Here is a 26658-nt window from a genome sequence, read left to right as displayed (position 1 = left end):
CGAAAGAAACGAAGTAAAGTATTCGTTCATCACCCGAAAGAAGAAGACCTACCCGGTTGGCCTCATGTGCCGGCTATTGGGTGTGGGTCGTAGTGTAATGGTCAACTAAAACCGGACTCTATTTTAAGCATTCTTCTATAAAGTACACGTTTAAATTCCAAAGTTGATTGGTAATCTAATTTTGAGTGTGTACATTTTCATTATAAAAAGCCGGATAGTCAATGATACTCAGCTTTGCTTGTTCCTTGGTGCTTAATTTTTTGTAGTTCAATTGCAAGTATCTTAGATTCAATGGCCAAGTTTGATAGGTGGGTTTTCGAAGATGAACATTTAGCTGAATTAATACACAAAGCAATGAAAATAATGAACAAATATAAAAAGTTTGACACATTTTGATGAATTTGGTGTGCACTATGGGTTAGCCGGGATTGTTAAAAAGGTCGGAGGCTAACGTATGTTGAATGGGGAGAGTAGCAGCGGGAATCCCTTTCGGTACGTCCCGCCGCCCTCGCAGAACCGGACTTGGAGTGTTACTGTGGTTTCGAGCGTCCGCTGGAGTCATTCGTCAGCTGTCATTTTTCCAAAAAATCAAAAATTATTCTGTTGATTTCGGATGATTGATAGCAAGATCTTTGCTTTCGTCCGACCACCACTTTAAATACTCCTCCGCACATTTTTTTCCCGAAGCAACAAGATCCTTTTTTAAACTATCGCTAAGATCGAAATCTGTTGTACCAACGCCTAGAGAGTCTATATACACGGTTCTATGCCAATCGTCATTATGGAGATGCTGGCTGTCTTGAGCCGCAAGAACCGTTTTTATCAGTTGCATCGTATAATCTAAAAAATTATCAATTTCTGCGTGCTGAGGTTCTTGTCCGTCACGAAACACTCCTATTTCTTTTGCAGAATCTAGGCGAAAACCCAACGTTTCTTTATTATAAATATACTGACTGCTTTTTGGAGATTTTTCAGCTAAAATCAAATTTGCAGATTCATAGTATTTTGGAATCCGTTTTAGATCATTATTTTCGAGATACTTTTCTCTATCAAACAATTTAACAGGATAGTTATTTATAGCCCCGCCATCGACAAACACATCTTTCCGATCGTCTCTAATGGCCCTGAAAAACAAAGGTATCGACATTGACCTTCTGACTGCATCTACAACTCTCATGCGTGGCGTATGCTCGGGAGAATAGACCTCTCCGAATTGTGTTGATAAGTTTGAAGCATAAACGTAAAGATCTTTTCCGGAATGTTCGCTGATGGCCTTAAATGTAATGTTGGAACTCCCTGTCTTCTTCTTTAACAGTTCACCAATCCATTCCCTGAAAAAATCGCCCTTATACCAGCCATATTCTTCTCTCAAGCGATTCATGTCGCGAAGAGTACCCCAGCTATCATCTTTGAAATCATTAAAATCAAGCGTGCTTAATACGTTTAGTATTTCTTGATTGCCAAATCCGGAGGCGAACAGTACGGCGTTGATTGATCCTGCAGATGTTCCGCCGACTCTTTTTATGTTTTCCAGAATTTTCTCTTTTTCTAAAACCTTCATTGCACCAACATACGCAATTCCTTTTACGCCACCACCTTCGAATACCAAGTTTTTGAATGGATATTTCATATTTGCTCTCCTCAAATAATCAATATGTGACATGAATTAAGCTTTATTAAGATTGTCTTTTACCTTCCTATCGTCTTCCCTCAGTTTGAGCTGACGTGCGGCACGTACTTCATCCAGACGTCCGACCGGCGTGGTATGTGGTGCGGAATGCAGTGTTTCAGAATGATCGACTGCTTCCAGCGCAATCGCCTTCATCGCATCTGCAAATGCATCGAGCGTTTGTTTGCTTTCCGTTTCGGTGGGTTCAATCATCAGCGCTTCGGGAACAATCAGCGGAAAATAGATAGTCGGCGGATGGAATCCGTAATCGAGCAGCCGCTTGCTGATGTCCACCGCGCGCACGCTGCTGCCATCGATTTTGCCCTGCAGCACGAATTCATGCATGCAGGTGCGGTCATGGGACAGTGGATAGATGCCGCGCAGCTTTTCGCGCAGGTAGTTGGCATTGAGTACCGCATGCAGTGCATTTTGCTTCAAACCTTCGGCGCCATGCTGCAGGATGTAGGCATACGCGCGGACAAACACGCCGAAGCTGCCGAAGTAGCTGTTCATCCGTCCAATGGTTTTTTCCGGTGTAAAAAGCATATAACCGGGGTCTGGTTTCTCCGCGTTATCAATCCGGCGCACCATCGGGCCGGGCAGATATGCGGCCAATTTATCGCCCGCACCCAGCGGACCGGAGCCAGGACCGCCGCCGCCATGCGGTGTGCCGAACGTTTTGTGCAGATTGTAGTGCATGACATCGATACCCAGATCCCCCGGCCGCACCACGCCGGCAAGCGCGTTCATGTTGGCGCCGTCGCCGTAGACCAGTCCGCCGCAATCATGCACACAACGAACAATGGTTTCGATGTCACGCTCGAACAAACCCAGTGTGTTGGGGTTTGTGAGCATCAATCCGGCAACGGTATCGTCGCAGGCCGCATTGAGCGCGGCAAGGTCAAGGTTACCATGCTTGTCTGACGGGATTTCAAGCGATTCGAAACCAGCCATCGTCGTCGACGCCGGATTGGTGCCGTGCGCCGAATCCGGAATCAGTATCTGGGTGCGTCCGGTTTCACCGCAGTTGCGGAAAAAAGCGCGCATCATCAGCAGCGCGGTCAGTTCACCCTGCGCGCCCGCGGTGGGTTGCAGCGAAACGGCGGCGAATCCGCCGATTTCCTTCAGCCATTCCTGCAGATCGTACATCAGTTTCAGGTTCCCCTGCACCGTTTCATCCGGCTGCAACGGATGCGATTGCGCAAAACCTTCAAACCGGGCGCATGTCTCGCTGATTTTCGGGTTGTACTTCATGGTGCACGAACCCAGCGGATAAAACCCGCCATCGATGCTGAAATTGCGCTGAGACAGATGGACAAAATGCCGCACCACGTCAAGTTCGGAAAGCCCGGGAAGTCCGATAGTTTCAGTATCTTTGCGCAGCAATACGCCCGGCAGTTCCGTTTTGGGCACATCGCATTCCGGCATCAGGTTCGTGCCGCGACCCACGGCACTCAACTCATACACTGTCTTTTCAGAATTTCTGTTATCGATTTCAGGCATGATCAGCGCCCTCCATTTTCATCGCGTCACAGTAACCAGCGCATCAACCAGCCGGTCTATCGCTGCTTTGGTATTCATCTCGGTCACCGCGATCAACATCTGCCGCTCGAAGCCGGGATAGCAGGCACCAAGGTCAAAACCGCCGATGATGCCGTATTCCTCTCGCAATATCCGGTTGACCTCATCGACCGGGCGCGGCAGTTGCACATAGAACTCCTTGAAAAAAGGTTGATCCGGCGCATGTGTATTGATATTCAGTCCCGCTTTCCCGGCCAGCTGTTGTGCAGCATAATGACTTTTGTGAAAACACAATTCTGCCACCTTGCGCAAGCCGGATTCACCCACTGTTGCCAGATACGTTGCCGCCGCCAGCGCCATCAGTCCTGAATTGGTGCAGATATTGCTGGTGGCGCGAGCGCGCCGGATATGCTGCTCACGCGCCGCAAGGGTCAACACATAGCCACGCCGACCGGCCTGATCGACCGTTTCGCCGACCACCCGTCCGGGCATATGACGCACATAAGCCATTCGTGTAGCAAAAATCCCGAGAGACGGCCCGCCGAATGAGAGCGGTATACCAAGCGGCTGTCCATCGGCTATCACAACATCGGCGCCATAGGAATCCGGCGATTGAAACAGGCCGAGCGCGATGGGATCTGCTACTACAATCAAAAGCGCCCCGGCCTGATGCACCTTCTCAGCAAGACCGGAGATATTTTCAAACTGCCCCAGAAAATTCGGATTCTGAATCACCAGTGCGGCTACCAGATCATCCAGCTGCGATAACAGACTGTCCAGTTTCCCCGGTGCCGTGTCTTCACCGACCAGGGACGCTTCGCTGCCGCACAGGTAGGTCCTTACCGTTTCACGGTAATGCGGGTTGATCGCGGGCGACAAAACGACTTTCTGCCGGTTGCCTGAAGCCAGATCAAGCGCCATGCGCACTGCTTCTGCCAGTGCGGTCGCACCGTCATAGTGACTGGCGTTCGCCAGGTCCATTCCAGTTAACTGGCAGATCATGCTCTGATACTCGAACATGGCCTGCAGCATCCCCTGGCTGGCTTCTGGCTGGTAAGGGGTATACGCGGTAAAAAACTCACCACGGCGAATAACATAATCCACCGTTGCCGGAACATAATGATGATACGCGCCCGCACCCAGAAAGCATTCATGACTCGATGCATTTGCATTACGACCAGCTAATTTGCTCAGGTGTGCTTCCAGTTCCATCTGCGACAGCGGCGAAGGCAAGGTTAGGTCCGGAAATCGCACATGTTCAGGAATATCAGCAAACAGTGCTTCCAGCTGCGACACTCCCAGCGTGCTGAGCATTTCGCGGCGTTCGGTTTCAGTATGCGGCAAAAAATTCATTTGCTGTACCATTCTTGCTAAAGCATCGTTTTCACCAGCGTTCTTCGGCGGTAACCGGTAACAACACGAATATAACCATCATCCGCCAGTTCCCGGTCAAGCATGGCGTCGCCGGTATCAAACCGGAGTACAGGTGTTTTTGCGAGCTTGGCAGGCGTGGCAATTACAATGATATTGTTGCAACCTATTTCCCGAATAACAGCAGGACTAAGCTGCGAATTCCCCCTGCCCAGCACGAATCCCTGCGCACCGATTGGGCTGAGGATCAGTTTACGCGCTTTGAATCTGCCGAGCAATTCAAGTATCTGCTGTTCGTTCAGATCGCTGCCGATACATTCTCCATTGACAACAGCATCAACGCCCAGCAGCGTTTTATCGATACCCCAGCGATCGCCAACCGATTTGACCGTGCTCCCAGCACCCAGAAATACGAGCGCCGGTGTTTCATGCTGAAATTGTTCCAACAGATAGTCCGCTATGCCCGCCCTGACCGCAGTATCGTCGACGTCTTCGATCAAGGCCTTGGATGATTGCATATACCTGGGTTCGAATGGCGTCAACGCAGCATGATACAGCTTGACTTTCCATTCACCAGCCCGGTAGCTTGCCTCGTCCAGATCCAGCACTTCTGTCTGCACAGCCGTCAACCGATCCTGCAAAAAAGCGAGCATGGTTTCGGCACAACGCACGGGATTGATGGCAAAAACTCCCGAAAACATTTTGACGCCCGAAGGGATGCCCAGAATCGGTACGCCATTTCCGGCAACGCTGCAAATATCCCGCGCGGTTCCGTCACCGCCGCAAAAAACGATCAAGTCCACTTTCTGTGCCATAAAACTGCTCACCGCCCGCCGCGTATCTTCCGCCGTGGATTGTCCAGTTACGATATGCACGATTTCTATAACGTTCATAGGAATGCCGGCTGTTTTCAACACCGCTTCGCCCATTTCCCCTGAACAGGTCAGCCATCGTAACGGAAAAGCCGTTGCATGCGACATCAGTTGAACAAACCGACACAGGGCATCCATCGCACGAAGGTGTGCGGCAGGCCGTGCACCCAGCGCCCGAGCCTGATTCTCCATGCCATCCGTACCTTTCAATCCAACCCGGCCGCCCATGCCCGCAATTGGATTAATCAGGAATCCGACGCATTTTTTATCACACATACTCACGCACCCTGTTCATCCGTCTTCACATACCTTCCTTATCCGGCACTGGAAAGCAAATAGCTGGGTTTATACACAGTGCAATGCCGCCTGCCTTGCATATGCATTCTCACTTATCTCAATCAGGTACATGACTGGTTAAAAGTATTTTTAAACTGACTTGAAGACACATGTATGGTTAAATATAACGCAGACTGGAGAAGCACAGAAAACAATTCGATTTTCATCGTCTGTCTGAATTTATCAACCAGCCCGGCATTGAACATGAACCAGAACAGTTATCGAATCATCAGTATTATTGTGTCTTTCTGCTTCGCCGCACTGTTATCCGCATGCGGTAATGGAAATGTCGGCACCGGGACCTGGTCTCAGTTTCATGCCGATAATCGAAGCCAGGGATTCATTGCAGTCAACAGTTCACCGGCGATCACGCCGCTTTGGAAGCGTGATGTCGGACCGGTCGCTCATTCATCCCCCGTTGTTGCCATGGACGGTTCAATACTTCTCGGTACCACTGAAGGCAAACTCGTTATCGTCAATTCGAATGGCACAATCAAGTGCTCAGTCGATTTGTCAACCGGTGTTATCCTCTCAACGCCTGCAATAGCTTCAAACGGAAATTCCTACATCGTATCAATCCGGGAAGTGGGTCCCGATTCCTACCTGAGTACATTGCACAGTATTACACCGGAATGCGAGTCCCGATGGTCGTATACATTTCCCGATATCAATGAAGTCATTCGCGGCCATACTTCTGCATCGCCCAAGGTCATGGAGTCGAGCCGTGGCATTCATATTTTTCTTCCAGTCAGATTGTCGCGCCAGCGGGATGGCGCTGACAACGACGATTACGAAGATGGGTTAAACGAACTGTTTGTTTTCAATGACCGCGGCAGCGTGATTGACCGCCGCACGGTAGGCGGTTGTTTGCGCGTTAGGGGTGGAGGAAGCGACATCAGTGGCCTGTTGAGTGATATCTGGGACATCATCAGCGACTTTCCAAAAGGCACCGCAGTTATCGGCGATGCTTTCGGTCCCCTGTATGAACAATTTGGATGGCTGGACCCGACACCTGCCCTGGTGGATTTATCAACGATAACACAGCCGGAGCGTCCTTTGATTATTGTCGCCGACAATTGCCTCGGACTGCGCATGACCGGATTTCACTGGCGGCTCGATCTGGCCACGCCCCAGTTAAACAGAATCTGGACCTATGACGACGACAGCGACAAAAATTATTTTTCGTCACCAGCTGTTTTTAGTAACGGCCTTCTGGTTATTGCCCGGGAAGATGGCTTCATTCAGGGTTTTGACCCAGAAACCGGCGCTAAACTGTGGAACCAGAATGTTGGTGAGGCGGTCATGGCCACACCCGCCTCTATTGGAAGACAGATATTTTTAAACTCGCTCCACCGGCTTCATGTTCTGGAATCGAATGGAGCATTTGCCGATGTGCCCATTGTCTCGACTTACCTCGGTGGCGGACAGACCATCGCCTCGCCGGCTGTTTCAGCCAATTATGTTTACTACAGCACGACAACAGGTCTGCGTACCCGTTCATTCGATTTCTTTACCCGCGCCAACGACAGTGATGCCATTGGCGGGGTATCCTCGCCTGCTATTTCTCCGGACGGAATTGTTTATAACGTGATCATCGAGAATGGTACAAGTTACCTGATGGCATATCCGGCCGGAGCGCAGCCGCAGGTTCCCTGATTGCCCTGATTCTCTGGCAGGCCCGGTATGAAAGGCTACAATACCATCAATGATCCCTGATTTCCGCCACTTCCCAGACAGGTGCGGTTCACGATTGTCAGGAGTTGCAGCAGACTGAAAATGAAGTCTGCTACACATTGAACCTGAAGTGCATTACATCCCCATCCCTGACGATATATTCCTTTCCTTCGAGGCGCATTTTACCGGCTTCTTTGGCACCCTGTTCGCCGTTGCAGGCAACAAAATCTTCATAACTGATCACTTCGGCGCGGATAAAACCCTTTTCAAAGTCGGTATGAATAACGCCTGCGGCCTGAGGCGCGGTGTCACCTTTGTGAATCGTCCACGCCCTGACTTCCTTGACGCCTGCTGTAAAATAAGTCTGCAGTCCCAGCAAGTCGTAGGCGGCACGCACCAGGCGATTGAGCCCCGGCTCTTCCAGGCCGATATCCTCAAGAAAAACCTGTTTGTCTTCATCTGCCAGATCCGCGATTTCGGATTCCAGCGACGCGCAGATTGCAACAACCGGCGCGCTCTCCTGCGCCGCATATTCCCTGACACTATCAAGCAACGGATTGTTTTGAAAACCGTTGTCATCAACATTGGCGACATAGATTGCCGGCTTGGCAGTCAGCAGACACAATGGTTTAAGCAACTGCTGCTGGTCATGATCAAGTTCAAGTGAGCGTGCAGGTTTGCCCTGGTCCAGATGCGCCTGCACGGTTTCAAGAAAACCGCACAGTTTGATTGCCTCCTTGTTACCAGACTTGGCTATTTTGGATTCACGCAGCAACGCTTTCTCAACTGTTGCCATATCGGCCAACACGAGTTCTGTCTGTATCACTTCAATGTCGGACACGGGATCCACACGGCCCGCAACATGCGTAACATTGTCATTGGAAAAACAACGCACCATGTTAACAATACCATCCGTCTCCCGGATATTTGCCAGAAATTTATTGCCCAGTCCTTCTCCCTTGGACGCGCCTGCCACCAGCCCGGCGATATCGACAAACTCTACAATGGCAGGTTGAACTTTCTGCGGTTTGACAATTTCCGTCAGCTTTTGCAGACGTGGATCGGGCACCTCAACAATACCGACATTTGGATCAATGGTACAAAAGGGATAATTTTCAGCAGCGATGCCCGCTTTGGTCAACGCATTAAATAAAGTCGATTTGCCAACATTGGGCAAACCCACAATACCGCATTTCAGGCTCATAATCGGGTACTCATTCGGGTTTATTGAATTGCTTAATCGTTAAGATACAGGGTGACTTACTTGGTATGCAGTTTCAGCATGGCCGTCTGAAAATCGCCTTGTGCGATCAGCGACCATATCTGCAGACTCCGGTCAATCGCTTCATTGATCAACCTGGATTCTTCTTTTCCGGGCGGGTGCAGCACAAACCGCACCACATCACTGCGGTCACCCGGATGCCCGATACCAATCCGTAATCGCCAGAAATCCCGGGTTCCCAATTGAGCGGCAATATCCTTAAGGCCGTTATGTCCACCCAGACCGCCGCCCCATTTTAGTTTAACCGCACCAGGCAATAAATCGAGCTCATCATGAATGACGAGAATTTCATCGGGTTGAATCTTGTAAAACCGGCATAACGCGGCAACTGACTGGCCACTGCGATTCATGTACGTCTGCGGCTCAAGCAACCATAAATCAGCCGAATTCATGGTGACACGCGCGCACAATGCGTTAAAACGCGCCTCAGGTCTCAGCGTTACTTTCAGTTCATCCGCCAGGCAATCAATCCAGACAAAACCGGCATTATGGCGCGTATGCTCATATTCTTTTCCCGGATTACCCAGTCCGACAATCAGCTTCATCGCAATTCAAACGTGTTCCAGTGTTCACAAGTCCTAAAACAAAAATCTGCTGGATTATAATCAAATCCAGCAGATTTTTTAGGCCACCATTTAAAACGGTTTGTTACTCCTCTGACGCCTCAGCCTCTCCTTCTGCTTCCCCGCCTTCTTCTGCAGACCCGCTCGACAGAACAGAACGCGGTATGGTAATTGTTGCCACGGCCTGATCATCGCCTTTGACCAGTGCCGTAATTTCAACATTTTCCGGAACAATGATATCACTGAGATGCAGGGTATGCCCTGCTGAAAGATCAATCAGATCAACGGTAATAAATTCGGGCAGGTCTTTCGGCAAGCAAGTGACATCCACTTCAGTTAATACATGGCTGACATTACCGCCCGATGTTTTAACACCCGGTGCAATATCTGCATTGATAAAATGCAACGGCACTTTCATGTGAATTTTCTTCTTTTGGTCCACACGCTGAAAATCCAAATGGAGGACCAGTTGTTTATATGGATGCATTTGCACATCACGCAACAACACCTGCTCTTTTGAGCCACCCACACTCAGAGTCAATATCGATGCATGAAACGCCTCCATCTTAAGCTTGTAATACATATCGTTATGATCCAGCTCAATGGCCTGGGGCGCATTATCTCCACCATAAATGATCCCCGGCACCTTGCCGGAACCACGCAGGCGGCGGCTCGCACCTTTTCCCTGCAGCGTGCGCTTTTCAGCACTGACTTCAATCTTCATTTAATATCTCCACAAAAAATGATTTGTCCGCGACCAAACAAATCGATGACACATGAGCGAAACATTCACTCCATAAACAACGAGCTGAGGGAACTTTCATTACTGATACGCACCATTGTCTCAGCCAGCAGATTTGCAACACTTAACTGACAGATTTTTTCACACGCTGTAGACTCTTCCTTCAGCGGTATGGTGTCCGTCACCACCAGTTTATCTAGATTCGAGTTGTTGATGCGCTCAACGGCATTCCCCGATAAAACCGGATGCGTCGAATAGGCGATCACAGCAACAGCGCCCTCCTCTTTTAAGGCATCCGCTGCTTTACACAGCGTATTGGCCGTATCGACAAGATCGTCAATAATGACGCAGGTTCTACCTTTCACCTCGCCGATAATATTCATGATTCTTGCCTCATTGGGCTTCGGCCGACGTTTATCGATAATTGCCAGATCGCATTCCAAACGTTTTGCCATGTGCCTGGCCCGGACAACACCGCCAACGTCGGGAGAGACCACAACAAGATCCTGATAGTCATGTTTCCAGACATCGCCCAACAGAATGGGCATGCCATAAACATTATCGACGGGAATATCAAAAAAACCCTGAATCTGATCAGAATGAAGATCCATCGTCAGCACACGGTCCACACCGACACTGGTCAGCATATTGGCGACCACCTTGGCGGTAATCGGCACCCTTACTGAACGCGGCCTTCTGTCCTGGCGCGCGTAACCGAAATAAGGTATGGCCGCAGTAATTCTTCCTGCAGATGCACGTTTAAGCGCATCAACCATTACCAGAATTTCCATCAGGCTGTCATTGGTTGGAGCGCAGGTCGACTGCAGGACGAAAACATCCTTGCCACGCACATTCTCGAGGATTTCCACCATAATTTCACCGTCACTAAAACGCCCCACCGTCGCACGTCCCAGATGGATATTAAGGTGCTTGACAACATCATGGGCCAGCTGCGGATGAGCCGTGCCGGTGAATACCATTAAACTGTCGTAAGACATTATATTGATTTAGGCATATGTTAGACGCGCATATCAGGAATGCTTGCGGCTCCCGTCAACATAGACCGGCAAATAATGCGGTTTGGTATCAGTCTGTCCGCCAGCATTTTTCTGAATGTTCTGGAAGTCTTTATAATGGCTGGGGAGGTAGGGATCGAACCTACGAATGCCGGAATCAAAATCCGGTGCCTTACCACTTGGCTACTCCCCATTCTTTTTCAAAGCAGTGTACATCGGATGACAATCCAATCCACGTGCCACAAACCCTGTCATATCATCCGGCAAGCTGGCATAGGCCGCACACGCTTCGCGCTCCGTCGCAAACTCGGCAAACACGCAGGCACCAGACCCACTCATGGCAGCTATTGTAGTATTTTTCAGCTGCTTTAGCCACTCTAATCTAACCGCCACTTCCGGATAAAGACGGCATACCACAGGCTCGAGATCATTATGTCCCTGCCATATGGAAAAGGGCGGTATTTTGATAGGAATCGTGTTTCGTGTCAATTCTTTACTTGAAAAAATTTCTGCAGTCGACACATGAACGGGTGGAATAATCACAAGATACCATGCTGCAGGCAGTTCCAGGGCAGACAATTTTTCACCGACGCCTTCGGCGAAGGCATTTTGCCCGAAAATGAACACCGGCACGTCCGCACCGAGCTGCAGCCCCAGTTCCAGCAACGTTTCCCTGTCAAGGTTCAGATTCCATAATCTGTTCAACGCTACCAGAGTCGTCGCCGCATCTGAACTCCCGCCACCGAGGCCACCACCCATGGGAATTTTCTTATCCAGGGATATATCGACACCCGGACCGCTTCCACTCATTGCCTGCAGACATTTTGCAGCACGCACGCATAAATTCTGATCCGCGGGCACGCCCATTGTTTCTGCAGACAGTTTTATCTTGCCGTCATCACGTAATGTAAAACTTAACTCATCCGAGAAATCCAGCAGACGGAAAACTGTCTGCAGCAAATGGTAGCCATCCGGCCGCCGACCTACGACGTGCAGAAACAGGTTAAGCTTGGCCGGGGCGGAACAGGTCAGTGTCGTCATTGATGGCATCACTATCGCGAAAATATCACCACCAAATCAGATCTCGGTCCAGTTATCCACGACCAGTCGGATCGTTAAATCTTCAATTTGCAGTTCAACAATTCTTGGCCGCACCGTTTGGCGGTTGAATGATTCATCCTCGTTCTGATAATACTGCCTATATATAATCTCCCAGCCATCCTGCCTGATTGCGATTATACGGTCTTCACTGTCAAAATCGACAGTTGCCCGACTCAATGGTGAATGCATCCCCTGAACCCAGTATCGCAAACCATTCAGAGGCAAACGCCACCCGAGCAGAGCGGCAGTCAAATCTTCCACATTGTCCGCATAAAATGTTTCCTGTTTGGACGTAGTCAACGTGACACCACCTCGTTTTCTGACGATCTCGGCAACTGCCTGACCAAGTGGCGACAACAGCATCAGCGTATCCTCGATGCTTGTATGCTGCCAATGTACATTCCCGGAAAATCGCTGTTGTTCGTTACGTACCGCCACCCTGCCAAGCAATTCAAAACCATCTGCCATTGCGGCAACACGATCTGTCGCAGGTTCAAAAATTACCGTTCTGGAAACCTGATCTGTCTGAATTGTCAATCCGGCACAACCAGCAAGCATGGGCAAACAAATAAGATGTAGCCACCATCTGCCGTTTCCTAAGTATCGGCTAAAGGTGCCGAAAAAGAAATAACATACCATTTTCAAGTCGGGTCGTTCGATGATGGATGTTTGATCTTCAATGATGCTGAAAAAAATGTAAACAGAAACCCGATCGCCAGTTTGTTACTTTAAAGTATCCTGCGTGTCAGATATTGACACGTTTCTCTTCCTGTTGAAAATCGGGCAATACAATATTCAGTTCCAGCGTTTCCTGGTTTTCATCCTGTTCGAATTTTACCGAAATGGCTTCCTGGTCGACGTGCACGTATTTGCGTATCACTTCGAGCAGTTCTTTTTGTAACTGCGGAAGATACGAGGGACGATTGCGTTCGGTTCGTTCATGCGCAACCAGAATCTGCAGTCTTTCCTTCGCAATGGCTGCCGATTTTGGCTTGGACGCTCTGAAATAGTCCAACAAACTCATAATCTGCCTCCGAAAAGTTTCCTGAAGAATCCTTTTTTATCATCAATAAAACGATGCGGACGATCTTCTCCAAGATAACGCGCGACCACATCCTGGTATGCCAGTCCTGCTTCGCTTTTTTCATCCAGTATTACTGGAATACCGGCATTAGAAGCCGTTAAAACAGATTTTGATTCAGGAATAATGCCCAGCAGTTGCAGTGATAAAATATCCTGCACATCGTCGAGCCCAAGCATCTCACCAGATTTCACCCGATTCGGGTCGTAACGTGTCAACAACAAATATTCTCGAACCGGCTCCTCATTCCGCTCGGCCCGACGCGATTTGCTGGCCAGAATACCCAGCATGCGGTCCGAATCACGTACTGACGAAACTTCAGGATTGGTTACAACAAATGCATCATCCGCAAAATAAAGCGCTAGATTCGCGCCTTTCTCGATTCCCGCAGGTGAGTCGCAAACGATATACTTGAATTCTTTTGCCAGCTCTTCCAGAACCCTACCAACACCTTCCAGCGTCAACGCATCCTTGTCCCGGGTTTGCGAAGCCGGCAGAATATAAAGCTGGTTGCAGTTCTTATCACGGATCAGAGCCTGATTAATACTCGCTTCCCCATTGATTACATTAATAAAATCATAAACAACACGACGCTCACAGCCCATAATCAAATCGAGATTGCGCAATCCCACATCAAAATCGATTACAGCGGTTTTATGGCCTTTTTTTGCCAATCCCATGGCAATCGCCGCACTTGTTGTTGTTTTACCAACACCACCTTTTCCTGATGTCACAACAATAATTCTTGCCAATTGAGTCTCCTTAGCTAAAATTTAGGCAATTTCATTAATAATTAACGCGTGGTCCTGCAAATAAATCTGTACCGGTTTCTTTTGTATTGCTTTGGTAATATGTTCGCTGGTCTTGTAATCTCCAGCGATAGAAACAAGTTCAGCCTGCAAATCCAGACAGAATATCCGTGCACTGGTATTACCCTGTACACCCGCTAACGCACGGCCACGTAAAGTATTATAGACATGAATATTTCCTTCAGCCATAATCTCTGCACCGGCGCTAACCTGCGACATCACCACTAAATCCCCTGGCGCATATATACGCTGCCCTGAACGCACAGGCTGTGTAACAAGCATAGTCCTGACAGGCTGAACAGGTACCGCGGATTGAGCCGTTAGGCCCGCAGTTGCTGAAGCTGCAGTTGCAGCTGCTTTCGGACTTTTGTCTTCCCCATTCATTGATTCTGCAGCCGGGTTTTCGGCACCGGCGTCCGTAGCTACAGCGGCACGCCTGTCGTGCTGTGCAGCAGCTCCGGCATCATGATCACGTCCGGCATCAACTGGTATCGATAGTTTTTGTGCCTGACTGTTTTGCTGCTCAGTGCCGCCGCGAAGACCAATCGGAAACAAGCCGATTCTGCGCAGCGTTTCAACAATCTCGGTTACACTAAAATCCAGCTCTGATTTATTCAGTTCGCGCACATCGATCACTAGTGGAGAATGTTTAAAAAAATCCGGCGCCATACTGATTTTTTCTTGCAATGTCTGCTCGATGGCAGCGATGTCATTAGTATTCAAAATCAAGATAGGCGTAAAAAAAGTAGTACTTTTGAATTCAAGGACAGACGATGAATTAAGCATTTTTTGTGGACTCGTCGACATCTTTCATCAATTGTTGGATTGGGATTGGCTCTCGTAATTATACAGATAGATCAGAATTGGTCATATCGATGCCATCATTAATATTTAGTCCGCAGAATATTTTCAGCAAATTTCTCAACAATAATCCATACCCTTGCATTGCGAGCCTGATACGGTCTTTTCACGACTATTTGATACGTTCATCAATTATTTGATGTCTGGATCCATTCAGGCGAAAACATGCCACTTGACCATACGTGGGTAATTATAACTTGTTTATAAACCAGCAGTACGGATATCAGAAAAATGTAATTTTCCCACAATACAGTTTTAATGATATTGTGGCGTTAATACACAATTACTGTACGAGTGATTTATAACGACTATGGTTCGAAAATTGTTATTTTTCCTGGTCGCAACTGCCTGCACCGCATCATTACTGTTCGGCTTGTTGATTTTTTTGATCATTGACGAAAAACCGTATGTCGAACAACAGACAAAAGTTTCTCCTGAACATATAGAACGCTTTAGGCAAGCGTTTGATCAGCACCGCCAGCGTATACTGAACAACCGTATTGTGACAATCAGTATTCATCCAGAAGATGCAGATATCGCAGCAAATTATCTGGTAAAGCATCTGGCTAACGGTCAGGCACAAATGCACATGGCACATCGCCAGGCAAAAATCCGGGCCAGCCTGCCACTACCTTTCAATGCCGTCCCGGGATTTATTAACCTTGAAGCCACCTTTGTGGAAAGCGACTGGCTGCCAAAACCACACGCGGTCAGTATCGGTCACATTTCAATACCGGATTCTGTCAGCCAGTTTTTAGTCAATCAGGCAATCAGCTGGCTGCACAATTATTCCAGCTACGACACGATACTATCTGCAGTCAAACACATGCGCATTTCAGCCACCGCGCTAAGAATCCGGTATCAGTGGCAAGGGGGGCTCAATTTGTCAAACGGCCATTTTCCCGTACTCCGCAAATCTGAGCAACAACGCGTTAACCGCTATTACAATCTGCTTGCCCAAAGCAACCGGCACCAGACTGAACTTGACCTGTCGCAGATCTTACAGCCGCTCATGCAAATGGCTGCACGATATTCAGTTAATAATTCTGCACAAAAGGAAAATCGCGCAGCCATACTTGCAGCAACATTTTACATCATGGGTCTGCCCCTCAATTTTCTGGTTCCTGAGACAGCACCCCCCTCTTTTCTCCATCGTCCGGTCGTAACCCTTGATGGTCGCAAGGATTTTGCCCAGCATTTTATTATTTCAGCGGCTATTACTGCTTACGCTGACACGGCTTTGTCTGACGCCATCGGACTTTACAAGGAAATTGAAGATAAACGCAGTGGCAGCGGTTTCTCATTTAATGATATCGCGGCAGACCGTGCCGGCACCCGGTTCGGGGAAATTGCCACAGCCAGTCATACAGACGCGGTTCGATTACAGCAATTGATCAATCAGGGAATTGATGACAAAGGTCTCATGCCGAAATGGGACGACCTTCCCGAATCATTGTCCAAAACCGTTTTCAGGCAACAATACGGTAACTTTGATACACCGGCATATCAACAGCTGGTCAGTACGATTGAACAGCGCGTGGAATCATTGCCCTTTGTATACTGAATCCCTATGACGACTATCCTTTTTACAGCCTGATAGTTATTGCTTTATTGAGCATAAATCACTGTTTCAGCCGTTTAATAGTTTCCAGCAGTACTTCATTGTCCGGGTCTTTTTCGAGCGCGGATTGCCAGACGTCCTCAGCGTCTTCGCGCGCACCCTGAACCCATAGCACTTCACCCAGGTGCGCAGCGATTTCACTATCCTGACTGATTGCAAAAGCACGATTTAAATAATTCAATCCGTCTGATATATTCCCCATCCGGTAATAAACCCAGCCCAGGCTGTCCATGATATACGGATCATCTGGCGACAGCTCGACTGCTTTTTTAATTAGCTGCAGCGCCTCGGGCAAGTGCAGACCACGCTCAGCAAAACTGTATCCCAGTGCATTATAGGCATGCGCATTATCCGGCTTGAGCTCGATTAATTTCCGTAAATCTTTTTCCAGAATTTCAAACTTTCCGATTTTGTCAGCCGCCAGCGCACGGTCATACAGCAATTCCGGGTAATTGGGCAATTTTTCCAACCCGCGATCGAGGATTCTGAATACTTCCTGATGCGAGCCCGCGCGACGCATAATCTGAGCTTCGGCCAGAATCAGATGTGCAGTTTGCTGATCGTTTGCTGCCGGTAACTGTTGAATATGCGAACGCGCATCATCCAGTTGTCCTTTTTGCGCCAGCAGGTCAGCATAACGAATCTGCGCGGGTAAATATCGCCCGCCTCGCTTGACCTGCCGGTAAGATTCCATCGCCAGGTCGGACTGTTGCATTTCCTCATAAACTCTGGCCAGATGAAAATGTATCGCACTGGCGTCCTTATAGCCCAAAGTCAGGGCTCTTTTCAGGCTCATTTCCGTCATATCAAAATCATACAGTTCCGTTGAAATCAGCCCAATTGCCACCATGATTTCCGCATCCTCGTGATTCCTGTCAAAGAGAACCCGTAACTGCTCCCGTGCCAGTTCTTTCTCGTTCAGTTCAACCAGAAGCCGTGCATAAGCAATTCGCACTTCGGTTGTTTCCGGATATTTCTTAAGAAAGGCGCGGTAAAAATTGGCGGCATCAATATTGGAATGCCGTTGCAACATTCTGCCGTTCTGTACGGCGGCAATCTCCCAGTTGGGGCGCAGTGAAAGCGCCTGTTCCATCTCAGCCTGAGCCGTCTTATATTCCCCTGCAAACCAGGCCGCCTGCGAAATAGCAAAATGCACCTCCGGCAATTTTGGATACGGTACAGCCAGCTTTTGGATCAATCGCTGTATTTCACTTTTATTTGGATTACGGGACAATAACTGGTTGAGCTGCATAAACGCCGCGCCGACATTTTCCTTGTCTGAGGCCAGTAGTTTTTCCAGGTGAGGAAACGCTGCATCAAGTTTACCGAAATTAACCAGCATCGCAGCGTATGTCTGTCGTGCATCAAGTGAATCCGGATCGAACTCGACCCACATCGATGCAGCTTTTTCGGCCGCAAACGGCTGGCGTGCATGCAGCGCAATTTCACTGGCACGTTTGGCAATACGCGGATCGCGAGTCATGTGCGCCAGCTTCAGATAACGACTGACAGCAATCTCAAGATTGCCACGCTGCAATGCAGTTTCGGCAAGCAGAAAATCAAATAATATCGGCGCGGTCAGTTCCTGCCTGGGCAACTTTGTTTCATCGATTTGTTCTTCTGCGTTGTCATGACTGGAATTATCCGAGTCAGCGGCTTTTTCGGATTGGCTGGATTTTTTCGCTATCTCGCTATCTTCCTGTACGGGAAGCTGGGCGCACGCAGTCAGACCAAATATCAACAGAAGAACAAGAATGTTAAGTTTCATTAAAAATCCAGAGACGATAAAAGTAAAAAAACAGTGCGCTGACAATGCTTGAACCTTGACAGGACAGATGAACAATCTCGTTGTTTCCTATTATTTTAATAGATTCTGTTTTACTTTTCACTGAATATAACCCGGCAAAACCGTGCATTTCTAACACACTGGACAATCAGAGCAAATCGCATTCAGCATATGTATAAAACGGGCTTATAATTTCCAATTGATATTATTGTTCATACACTTTGTCTGCACAAACAGGTCATGACCGAAAAAATCTATGGACATTCATCCATGATCACATTAATTGTATTTGAGAACACCGTTGTTCCACAAAAGTTCATTGAGATGAATAATTACAAAACAAGTGGTTAACGTACATCGAGTATGATTTCAACCATATGCACCTGCCCTTCGCGATGATAGTGCAGTTCGACCGACTGTCTCGCTTGCAGCGTTTTCAGAATCTCGGAATATGAGGCCAGATCGCTGATTTGTTGATCGGCCAAACGTATCAGGATATCCCCAGTCTGTAGTCGCGCATGATGCGCGGGAGTGCCGGCTATGACGCTGTCAACGCGCACGCCCTGTCCGCGGTATGCAAAATCAGGAACGGTACCCAGTCGGGCGCGGCGTCTGGCTTTTGGCTCGCCTGTCTGTTGTGCACCGTGAGCCGTGCCGGATTGCAGCGTCACAGTCAACGGTTCGATACGGCTGGCCAGATATTCAGCTGTTTCTTTAAGTACAGCCGCAACCTTGACAAGTCCGGCACCATCAATTTTATCAACCGTATCGCCAGGCGCATGATAGTCTTCGTGGGCGCGCGCGAAAAACTGCACTGCCGGTATGCCCGCTTCGATAAAGGCTGCCTGGTCACTGGACCCAAAGTCGTCAAGCACCGCATTTACCGGAACGCCTGTCACAAAGCCCGCGCCGCGAAAGACATGCACCAGTTCCTGCGCACTGCCTGCCCCCAGTATAGTGACCGGGTGCTCACCCAGACGCCCCACGGTATCGAGATTCAGCATGGCAGTTATTTTTTCAGCCGGATAATCTTTCATATGATTTATATAATACTTCGATCCCAGCAATCCGGACTCTTCACCGGTAAAGGCGATAAACACGATACTGCGTTCCGGCTGCCACTTAGAAGCGGCCTCGCGCGCCAGCTCAAGCATTACAGCCACACCGCTGGCGTTATCATCTGCACCATAGTGAATTTTTCCCTGATTACCTGTACGCACATCCGGCCAGCCCGTACCAAGATGATCGTAATGTGCACCGATCACTACACTCTCCTCGGTCAATTGCGGATTTTTACCAGGCAGAATACCGACTACATTGCGCAAGGCAATTGTCCCCTTGGCCTTGCCGACATTCTGCTGCCAATTCTGGAAATAACTGCCACCGTCACCGCCTGGTTGCAAGCCTGCCTGCTGAAATTGCTGTGCAATATAGTGAGCGGCTTCATCGAGCTCGGCGCTTCCCAATTCGCGCCCCATCAATGCTTCGCCAGCCAGATAGGTGATATCCTTCATCATACGGCTGGACGAAAAAACCGGTGGCAATTGCGCCAGTGCCACGCGTTTTTCCAGTTTGGCCGTATAAACGGGATTTTCTGATTCATCGTCCGGTTGCCGGACAACAGCCGATAACGGCGACTGAATAACCGGCCATTGACCTTTATGGATATTCACAAGGTCGTCGCCTTCAAAAGCCAGATAACTGTATTTGCGATAATGCGGCAGCTTTCGGGCCAGTTCGGCAACAGCCAGCGGATTATGTGCTGCCACCCAAAGGATCGTCTTGTCCGCATGCGACGGTTGACGCGCGGTCAATGCTATCGCATGGGCATCATCTGTAAACGTCTGTTCGTTCAATTTCAACCGCCTTCCTTCAAATCGCACAGCATGTTCTGTCAATATGTCTGCAGCTTGTTCGGCAAAGCGGTTCTGCCAGCCCATGATCCAGACCATACGGTCCGGTGGCAGGTTTTCCAGCTGATCATCGCGCTTTATTTCAAACCGGCCCGGTTGCGACCGCTGCCAGGTTTCAGCCAGTTTTGTATATGCCTGCCGCATGTGCGCGCCTTCACCACTGGGCAAAATCAGCAGCGGTGACTCGGCGCCAAATCCCTGCGAAAGCGCTGGCGGTATTTCACGGCTGTCCAGACGTCTGAAAACATCAAACTGCGGATCGATCTCCACACGCAACGGACGCGTCTGAAAATCCATTTCAATGGCCTGCTCACGCTGTTTCATGTTCACCTGCGTCTGATATGCCTGCGCTTCACCCTCCAGGTGGACCGCAACAGGCACCTGTAGCTGATACACCTCGTCTCGCTGTGATTGTTCGAGTTTGATTTTAAGTGCGTAACCATGCGGTGTTTTTTTTGCGACTGCATCCTGCAAAGTCAGTTCAGGTGCACCGGTGCGATGTACCCATTGCTCGAAAAATGTGGAAAAACCGCCTGGCTCCAGTTCACCAAACAGGGTCTGCAAATCGTCAAAACCAGCCTGCTTGAATTTATACTGATCATACAACTGCCGCAGCATACGAATAAACGTCTCGTCGCCAACCTGCCTTCGCAGCATATGAAAAAACATCATGGTTTTGCCGTACCCGACCGCTTCAGAACTCGAACTGTGCCGTGCAACAAAACGTGCAATAGGAAAATCTTTCTTCTTGCCGACGAAATCGGCGTATTTTTGCAGCACGTCGCGCCGATACTCCTCGCCTTTGCCGCGCTGTTCGTTAACCAGATGATCGGCTAGATACGCCGTGAGTCCCTCCGCCCAGTTGCCTCTGGTGTAATCAACAAACACACCATTACCCCAGTAGTTATGCAGGATCTCATGCGGATACGACGAATGTAGAATAAACGGAAAGCGAATCACCTTTGGCCCTAGCAGAGTGAACGAAGGCATGCCATAACCGGTTTCCCAGAAATTCTCGACCAGCGCGAATTTGCCGTAAGGGTAAGCACCGATCAACTTGCCATACATACCGATATATTGCGCCGTGACATCCAGATATCGCTGCGCAAGCAGCTCATCCGTCTCACGCAGATATACCAGTGTCTGCACTGCGCCGGCAGGCTGACTGTAACGCTGGTAACGACCTGCAACAAGGTAAATATCATCCTGCGGATTCAATTCCTCCCAGACAACTACAGTACCGGATTCATCAACATGTTCGCTGATCAACGAACCCTGGCTGACCGCATCCCATTGGAACGGTAATCGCACATTCATGCGAAACGACACCATCGGTTCACTAAAATGAGGATACCAGACACTCGAACTGGCAAGAAATACCCCTTCAGATGAAATGACACCAGGCGTATAACTGAAACTGCGCGCATATTCCTGCCCTGGTTCCTGAACAGCATGATGAATGGTGCCGCTGTAATGCAGCGTAACCGGTTCGGACAAGGATTTCGGTATCAACGTATAATGACGCAATGGTACAGATGCGCTTTTTAGCGTACCTGTTTCAGCGGGGACCACCTTGCCGCCTCCTACGGCATCGATCGTCAGATGCGCATGCAGACTGAATTGAATCGCTGTTGAAGCGCTCTCGAGGTAGCGTTGTGGAATCTTGATCCGGTCGACAACTTTGATTTCTGCTGAATCCGGTATGATTGACACATCCATCTGATGATGAAATCTCTCACCGTAGCCCACTGCGGTCATGCTGCAAAACAGCATAGCAAGACCGGCTATAAGAACAATTAATAATTGACGCGCTTTATATACATTCATGTATTCAGATTTATCCAGGTCATATCAAATTACAGAACCGCAGACGGCGGCATTGAATTGCAGCAAGGCTGTTTGGCGTTCAAGCATAACCCATATATTTTGGTAAATCCATCCGCGCGATAAAGCCTGGTAGCTGAACATGCATAGCAAACTCGGAAAAACAGTGGCCTCGGCCAGATTTGCTACCGCGCTTACGCTACTGGCGCTGATTTTTTTGTCCGGCTGTCAGCAGCTTGCGAAGCAAGTACAACCAGCCGACGGTATCCAGGCAGCCAGTACTCCCTATCAGCGCAAAGACTGGCCGCACTGGATTGATGCGGACAGGGACTGCCAGAACACCCGACAGGAAATGCTCATTGCAACCAGCCGTATACCTGTTCAATTCAAAGACGCACGTCGGTGTACTGTCAAGACTGGTGTATGGGTCGGTCCATACACCGGCAGGAAATTCACCAAAGCTTCCGATGTCGATATCGACCATATCGTGCCGCTCGCGCATGCCCACAGGCATGGTGCAGACAACTGGACGCGCGCGCAGCGCCGCACATTCGCCAACGATTTCGACAATCTGCTCGTTGTCGATGATGCCACCAACCAGGCCAAATCCGACAAAGCTCCACATGAATGGCTGCCGCCAGACAGATCATTCTGGTGCGAATACGGCCGCCGCTGGCAACATGTCAAGGACAAGTACCGGCTGATATACAGCAGAGAGGAACGTACCATTCTAAAACGGCTAGCTGCCGATTGTTCGCCTAGATAAAAGCATTGATGACACGGCGACGTCGGTCAACAGACATGTCACAGGACAGCGTTATTTGCAATAATTCATTTTGCGAATGGCGCACAGCTCAGCCTGATTGACATATTGTTTGCCGAAAAATCGATAAGCAGCGTTAGGCTGAAAAAAATGATACGAAACTGAATCGGACGAAAACATGTTATTCAACCAATAGCCAAACCTGTTTTCGTCCACTGCAGACATGGCAGCGGCTATACAGACTGTTTCTCAGTTACCGGCTAATAATTCCACTGCAATTGAAACCGCATCAAATTCGCATCTTTCACATGGATCAGGTTTTTGACGTTGGTTCTGTCCATGTGCGAATAAGCGATAACGAATTCAACTTCCGGCCGTATCTGCCATTCCAGCCCCGCTTCGATTTCCCGGACGCGGGCAAATGGAGCATTATCCGCGAACTTCTCCGCACCATCATATTTTTGCCACTTGAAATACGGAATAAGGGGACCCCACGAACTGTCGTATTTATACATCGCCTGTACGTAACCGCCGTTGATGTCGCCGGATACGATGCGCGTCCTGTCATCATTCAACTGTGGTGACTTGCCCCAGTTCCATTCAGCCTGGAGACCAAATGGCTGCGGATATAAAATCGCATGAAGCCCGATACGTGCATCACGATAACCTTTTTTATTGAAGACCGGCGCTGCGAGAATGCCGGCATCGGCGTTTGCCGCGACAGTCGGCACAAAACGACCGGTGTAACCATACACGCCAGCTTCGAAAATCTGCCCGTTACTGAACTGGAACGGATATGTCAGCCGCGCGGCAAAGTGCAGGTTGTCGTTCTTGTCGCGTTCGTTAATACCCTGGCCAGTATACGCGCCCAAGCCGATTACGCCATAATCTCCCGACCCCTTAAGTCCTTTTCTCAGGAAACTGAAACGCTTCTGGATATGTTCGGGCGTCCAGTAAAAGAACACACCCGTGTCCCGTTCGTTGCGAACTCCAGTACTGAGCGCGTCGGCGCGTTCGAAAGCCAGACGGTCACGGCTAGACTGCAACAATTCGAAACTGTTCGGAATCTTAGACATACCCGGACGCACGCGAAACTCCTTTTTCTTATCGAAGTACAGGTCGCCATACATATCACGCACCGAAACATCGCCGCCTGCAAATTCTGTCTGCATATAAAGCTTCAAATGATCAGTGATATCGCCCTGGAATACCAGGCGTGCACGACGAATGAAATAATTGGTATCCTCTTCGATCGATTTGTCACCGGGCGACGACAGATTTTCCAGATCACCACCTAGGCCGGCACTTTGACGAAACTGCGTATATCCGCCAATCTTGATTTTGTCATACCATTTCGTTTCTTCTTTGGCTGCAGTTTTTTCCGGCTCGGTTTCAGGCACCAGAACCGGTTCAGGCTGTTCAGCTGCCGCCTGTATTGCCTGCTGTTGTTCTTCCAGCCTGGCTTCAAGCGCTTTGAGCTCTTGCATCTTATGATCGATTCTCGCCTCAATCGCCTGCGCGTTTTTCTCATCAGCCTGAACAGTTGCATTTTCGGCCTGTCTCACGGGCTCGAAATCGCCCAGCTTTACCCGGTTTTTGCCCGGCGTGGTATACACCTGATTGGTCTTCGTATCGACATAGAGCGTCAATGCCGACAACACATAGGTAGCATTTGTCAACAACAGGATTGCCGCAGAGCACGACAATATTTTTCGTCCCGAACCGAACAGACTTGCCCTTCCCTTTCGTCCAAAAATGTTCATGTTTTCTCCAGTGAAAATTCCGGAGAGAAGGTTATTACAGTAGTGTTACATTTATATTACATTAACAAATTAGTAATATTTATCGGGTAACAAAGACAGAATCGACTAGTAATTCAGTCAGCACTCTGGACACACCGTGCTGCCATTCAGGCAGATACAGGTTGAACGTTTTCTGAATCTTTGCTGTATCCAGCCGTGAATTTAATGGACGTTTTGCCGGTGTCGGATAATCACTACTGGGAATCGGATGCAAAGCCTGCGGCAGTACGTTCAAGGGCAAACCGGTTTTGGCCGCATGAGCAAGAATAAAATGCGCAAATCCGAACCAGGATATGCAGCCTTGCGCGGTCAGATGATACAGTCCGCTGACAGAAGATTCTTTTTTTCGGGTATGTAACGCGTGAATAATATGCGCAGTCACATCAGCGATCAGTTCAGCGCCCGTTGGAGCGCCGAACTGATCGTCAACAACTCGCAGTTGATCGCGTTCTCGGGCGAGCCTGAGCATGGTCTTGACAAAATTGTTGCCATAAGTGGCATATACCCAGCTGGTGCGCAAAATGATATGCGCACAACCTGATGCGATGATATGTTTTTCCCCACTCAATTTGGTTTTGCCGTATACGCTCAGCGGATTTGCCGCTGCAGTTTCTGTTCGGGGCTGGTCACCACTACCGTCAAACACATAATCAGTCGAATAGTGAATCAGCCATGCTTTTATCCGCCGGGCTTCATCGGCGAGCACAGCCGGTGCCTCGGCATTGATGATTTGCGCCAGTTCGGGTTCCTGCTCCGCTTTATCAACCGCGGTGTACGCCGACGCATTGATAATGATGTCCGGCCTGACAGTTTCTACTGTCTGGCGAATACCCTTGAGTTTCGTCAGATTACCGCATAAAACAGAACTGTCCGATCCCAGAACAATCAACTGAACCGGCGCAGCCAGCGGCGCCAGGCTGCGCTGCAACTCCCAGCCAACCTGGCCATTTTTACCGAACAGCAGTATTTTCATGAACGCTCCGACCATAATGCTGGTCAATCCACTGACGGTAGCTGCCGGTCTGAACACTGGCTATCCAGTCCTGATTGTCCAGATACCATTGCACTGTTTTGCGAATACCACTGTCAAATGTTTCAGCGGGCTTCCAGTTCAATTCACGCTCTATTTTGCGGGCATCAATGGCGTAACGTGTGTCGTGACCCGGCCGATCCGCCACATACGTGATCAGTTTGTGATAGTCACCAACTGGGGATGGCACGACCAATTCCTGCAACAATGCACAGATGGTTTGCACAATGTCGATATTTCGTTTTTCGTTCCACCCCCCGATATTATATGTTTCACCCGGCCTTCCGGTCTCCAGCACACGACGCAGCGCACTGCAGTGATCGGATACATATAGCCAGTCGCGTATTTGCCTGCCATCACCATAAACAGGCATCGCCTTGCCAACAAGAGCGTTAGTGATCATAAGTGGAATCAGTTTTTCCGGAAACTGGTATGGCCCGTAGTTATTGGAGCAATTTGTCATCAGTGTCGGCAAACCGTACGTTTTGTGATACGCATTGACCAGATGGTCACTGGATGCTTTGCTGGCTGAATACGGGCTGCTCGGCTGATATCGGTGCGTTTCCGTAAAGGCCGCTTCTTCCGACTCCAGAGAGCCAAACACTTCGTCAGTCGAGACATGCAGAAAACGGAAACCGCATTTTGCCTGCCCATCAAGCGTTAACCAGTGCGCATGAACCGTTTCAAGCAGCTGGAACGTGCCTACAATATTAGTCTGAATGAATTCACCGGGCCCGTGGATCGACCGATCGACATGGCTCTCGGCCGCAAGGTTGATCACCGCTCTTGGACAATACTGCTCAAGCAGCCCTGATACAAGCTCCTGACAGCCGATATCCCCCTGTATAAAAATATAACGGCTGTCATTCGATATCGACGCCAAATTCTGCAGATTTCCCGCGTACGTCAATTTGTCCAGATTGATAACGGTCTCATTTGAGTGCATCAACCACTCCCGAATGAAATTTGAACCGATGAAACCCGCCCCGCCTGTCACTAAAATCATATAATCTGCCTATAG

21 protein-coding genes and 1 tRNA gene are annotated in these 26658 nt (G+C 49.2%); 3 read left to right on the top strand and 19 right to left on the bottom strand.

The window, feature by feature from the left end; genetic code table 11:
* Positions 1–595: 595 nt before the first annotated feature.
* Genes BMY62_RS12280 through BMY62_RS12265 form a run of 4 tightly spaced genes read right to left on the bottom strand, consistent with a single transcriptional unit; the run spans position 596 to position 5709 of the window.
* Entirely contained in the window at positions 596–1630 is a 1035-nt protein-coding gene (locus BMY62_RS12280; RefSeq protein ID WP_090660385.1) for a patatin-like phospholipase family protein, read from the bottom strand.
* Positions 1631–1666: 36 nt separating this feature from the next.
* The gene (gene gcvPB, locus BMY62_RS12275) at positions 1667–3172 is read right to left on the bottom strand and encodes an aminomethyl-transferring glycine dehydrogenase subunit GcvPB (RefSeq protein ID WP_090660380.1); all 1506 of its coding nucleotides are present in this window, start codon (positions 3170–3172) and stop codon (positions 1667–1669) included.
* Between the two features lie 18 nt (positions 3173–3190).
* Positions 3191–4543 (bottom strand): aminomethyl-transferring glycine dehydrogenase subunit GcvPA, encoded by a 1353-nt coding sequence (gcvPA, locus tag BMY62_RS12270; RefSeq protein WP_090660396.1) that lies wholly within the window; start codon positions 4541–4543, stop codon positions 3191–3193.
* 17 nt (positions 4544–4560) lie between these two features.
* Positions 4561–5709 carry an ATP-NAD kinase family protein gene (locus BMY62_RS12265; RefSeq protein WP_090660377.1) on the bottom strand — a complete coding sequence of 383 codons (1149 nt, stop codon included), beginning with the start codon at positions 5707–5709 and terminating at the stop codon, positions 4561–4563.
* Between the two features lie 174 nt (positions 5710–5883).
* Here BMY62_RS12265 and BMY62_RS12260 point away from each other — a divergent pair, with 174 nt between their 5' ends.
* Positions 5884–7425, top strand: a complete 1542-nt coding sequence (locus tag BMY62_RS12260; RefSeq protein WP_090660374.1) for a PQQ-binding-like beta-propeller repeat protein — start codon at positions 5884–5886, stop codon at positions 7423–7425.
* A gap of 130 nt (positions 7426–7555) precedes the next feature.
* On the opposite strand, the gene ychF is transcribed toward BMY62_RS12260, so the two are convergent.
* The 10 genes from ychF to minC all read right to left on the bottom strand — a co-directional run bounded on the left by ychF (position 7556) and on the right by minC (position 14823).
* Positions 7556–8647, bottom strand: a complete 1092-nt coding sequence (gene ychF, locus BMY62_RS12255) for a redox-regulated ATPase YchF (RefSeq protein WP_090660371.1) — start codon at positions 8645–8647, stop codon at positions 7556–7558.
* 56 nt (positions 8648–8703) lie between these two features.
* Positions 8704–9270, bottom strand: coding sequence for an aminoacyl-tRNA hydrolase (gene pth, locus BMY62_RS12250; RefSeq protein WP_177170382.1), 567 nt, complete (start codon positions 9268–9270; stop codon positions 8704–8706).
* 103 nt (positions 9271–9373) lie between these two features.
* Positions 9374–10012 (bottom strand): 50S ribosomal protein L25/general stress protein Ctc, encoded by a 639-nt coding sequence (locus tag BMY62_RS12245; protein ID WP_090660366.1) that lies wholly within the window; start codon positions 10010–10012, stop codon positions 9374–9376.
* A 65-nt stretch (positions 10013–10077) separates the two neighbouring features.
* Positions 10078–11028 (bottom strand): ribose-phosphate pyrophosphokinase, encoded by a 951-nt coding sequence (locus tag BMY62_RS12240; RefSeq protein WP_090660363.1) that lies wholly within the window; start codon positions 11026–11028, stop codon positions 10078–10080.
* Positions 11029–11164: 136 nt separating this feature from the next.
* Positions 11165–11239, bottom strand: a tRNA-Gln gene (locus tag BMY62_RS12235).
* Entirely contained in the window at positions 11230–12087 is an 858-nt protein-coding gene (gene ispE / locus BMY62_RS12230; RefSeq protein WP_090660360.1) for a 4-(cytidine 5'-diphospho)-2-C-methyl-D-erythritol kinase, read from the bottom strand. Before ispE ends, BMY62_RS12235 begins: the two co-directional genes overlap by 10 nt.
* Before the next feature lie 36 nt (positions 12088–12123).
* Positions 12124–12786 (bottom strand): lipoprotein insertase outer membrane protein LolB, encoded by a 663-nt coding sequence (gene lolB / locus BMY62_RS12225; RefSeq protein ID WP_090660357.1) that lies wholly within the window; start codon positions 12784–12786, stop codon positions 12124–12126.
* Between the two features lie 106 nt (positions 12787–12892).
* Positions 12893–13171, bottom strand: a complete 279-nt coding sequence (minE, locus tag BMY62_RS12220) for a cell division topological specificity factor MinE (protein ID WP_090634483.1) — start codon at positions 13169–13171, stop codon at positions 12893–12895.
* A complete protein-coding gene (gene minD / locus BMY62_RS12215; protein WP_090660354.1) occupies positions 13168–13980 on the bottom strand; it encodes a septum site-determining protein MinD in 813 nt (270 codons plus the stop codon). The genes minE and minD overlap by 4 nt, the downstream gene beginning before the upstream one ends.
* A gap of 21 nt (positions 13981–14001) precedes the next feature.
* Complete coding sequence (gene minC, locus BMY62_RS12210) at positions 14002–14823, bottom strand: septum site-determining protein MinC (RefSeq protein ID WP_090660352.1); 822 nt, start codon at positions 14821–14823, stop codon at positions 14002–14004.
* 385 nt (positions 14824–15208) lie between these two features.
* Here minC and BMY62_RS12205 point away from each other — a divergent pair, with 385 nt between their 5' ends.
* Entirely contained in the window at positions 15209–16462 is a 1254-nt protein-coding gene (locus tag BMY62_RS12205; protein ID WP_090660349.1) for a YfiM family lipoprotein, read from the top strand.
* Between the two features lie 58 nt (positions 16463–16520).
* Here BMY62_RS12205 and BMY62_RS12200 read toward each other — a convergent pair whose 3' ends face one another.
* Both BMY62_RS12200 and BMY62_RS12195 read right to left on the bottom strand, forming a co-directional pair.
* On the bottom strand, positions 16521–18287 hold the full coding sequence (locus tag BMY62_RS12200; RefSeq protein WP_090660347.1) for a tetratricopeptide repeat protein: 1767 nt from the start codon (positions 18285–18287) through the stop codon (positions 16521–16523).
* 365 nt (positions 18288–18652) lie between these two features.
* Positions 18653–22045 (bottom strand): M20/M25/M40 family metallo-hydrolase, encoded by a 3393-nt coding sequence (locus tag BMY62_RS12195; protein WP_256207596.1) that lies wholly within the window; start codon positions 22043–22045, stop codon positions 18653–18655.
* A gap of 139 nt (positions 22046–22184) precedes the next feature.
* On the opposite strand from BMY62_RS12195, the gene BMY62_RS12190 reads away from it, so the two are divergent.
* Positions 22185–22808, top strand: a complete 624-nt coding sequence (locus BMY62_RS12190) for an HNH endonuclease family protein (protein WP_090660341.1) — start codon at positions 22185–22187, stop codon at positions 22806–22808.
* Between the two features lie 257 nt (positions 22809–23065).
* On the opposite strand, the gene BMY62_RS12185 is transcribed toward BMY62_RS12190, so the two are convergent.
* The 3 genes from BMY62_RS12185 to rfbB all read right to left on the bottom strand — a co-directional run bounded on the left by BMY62_RS12185 (position 23066) and on the right by rfbB (position 26643).
* Positions 23066–24568 (bottom strand): porin, encoded by a 1503-nt coding sequence (locus BMY62_RS12185; RefSeq protein WP_090660338.1) that lies wholly within the window; start codon positions 24566–24568, stop codon positions 23066–23068.
* A 79-nt stretch (positions 24569–24647) separates the two neighbouring features.
* Positions 24648–25580 (bottom strand): dTDP-4-dehydrorhamnose reductase, encoded by a 933-nt coding sequence (rfbD, locus tag BMY62_RS12180; RefSeq protein WP_090660335.1) that lies wholly within the window; start codon positions 25578–25580, stop codon positions 24648–24650.
* Positions 25558–26643 (bottom strand): dTDP-glucose 4,6-dehydratase, encoded by a 1086-nt coding sequence (rfbB, locus tag BMY62_RS12175; protein WP_090660332.1) that lies wholly within the window; start codon positions 26641–26643, stop codon positions 25558–25560. Before rfbB ends, rfbD begins: the two co-directional genes overlap by 23 nt.
* Between the last annotated feature and the right edge of the window lie 15 nt (positions 26644–26658).

The sequence above is a fragment of the Nitrosomonas marina genome (assembly GCF_900111605.1).
GTDB classification, from domain to species: domain Bacteria; phylum Pseudomonadota; class Gammaproteobacteria; order Burkholderiales; family Nitrosomonadaceae; genus Nitrosomonas; species Nitrosomonas marina_A.
The sequence above is the reverse complement of the archived record's forward strand: the minus strand, read 5'-3'. Positions and strand labels throughout refer to the sequence as shown.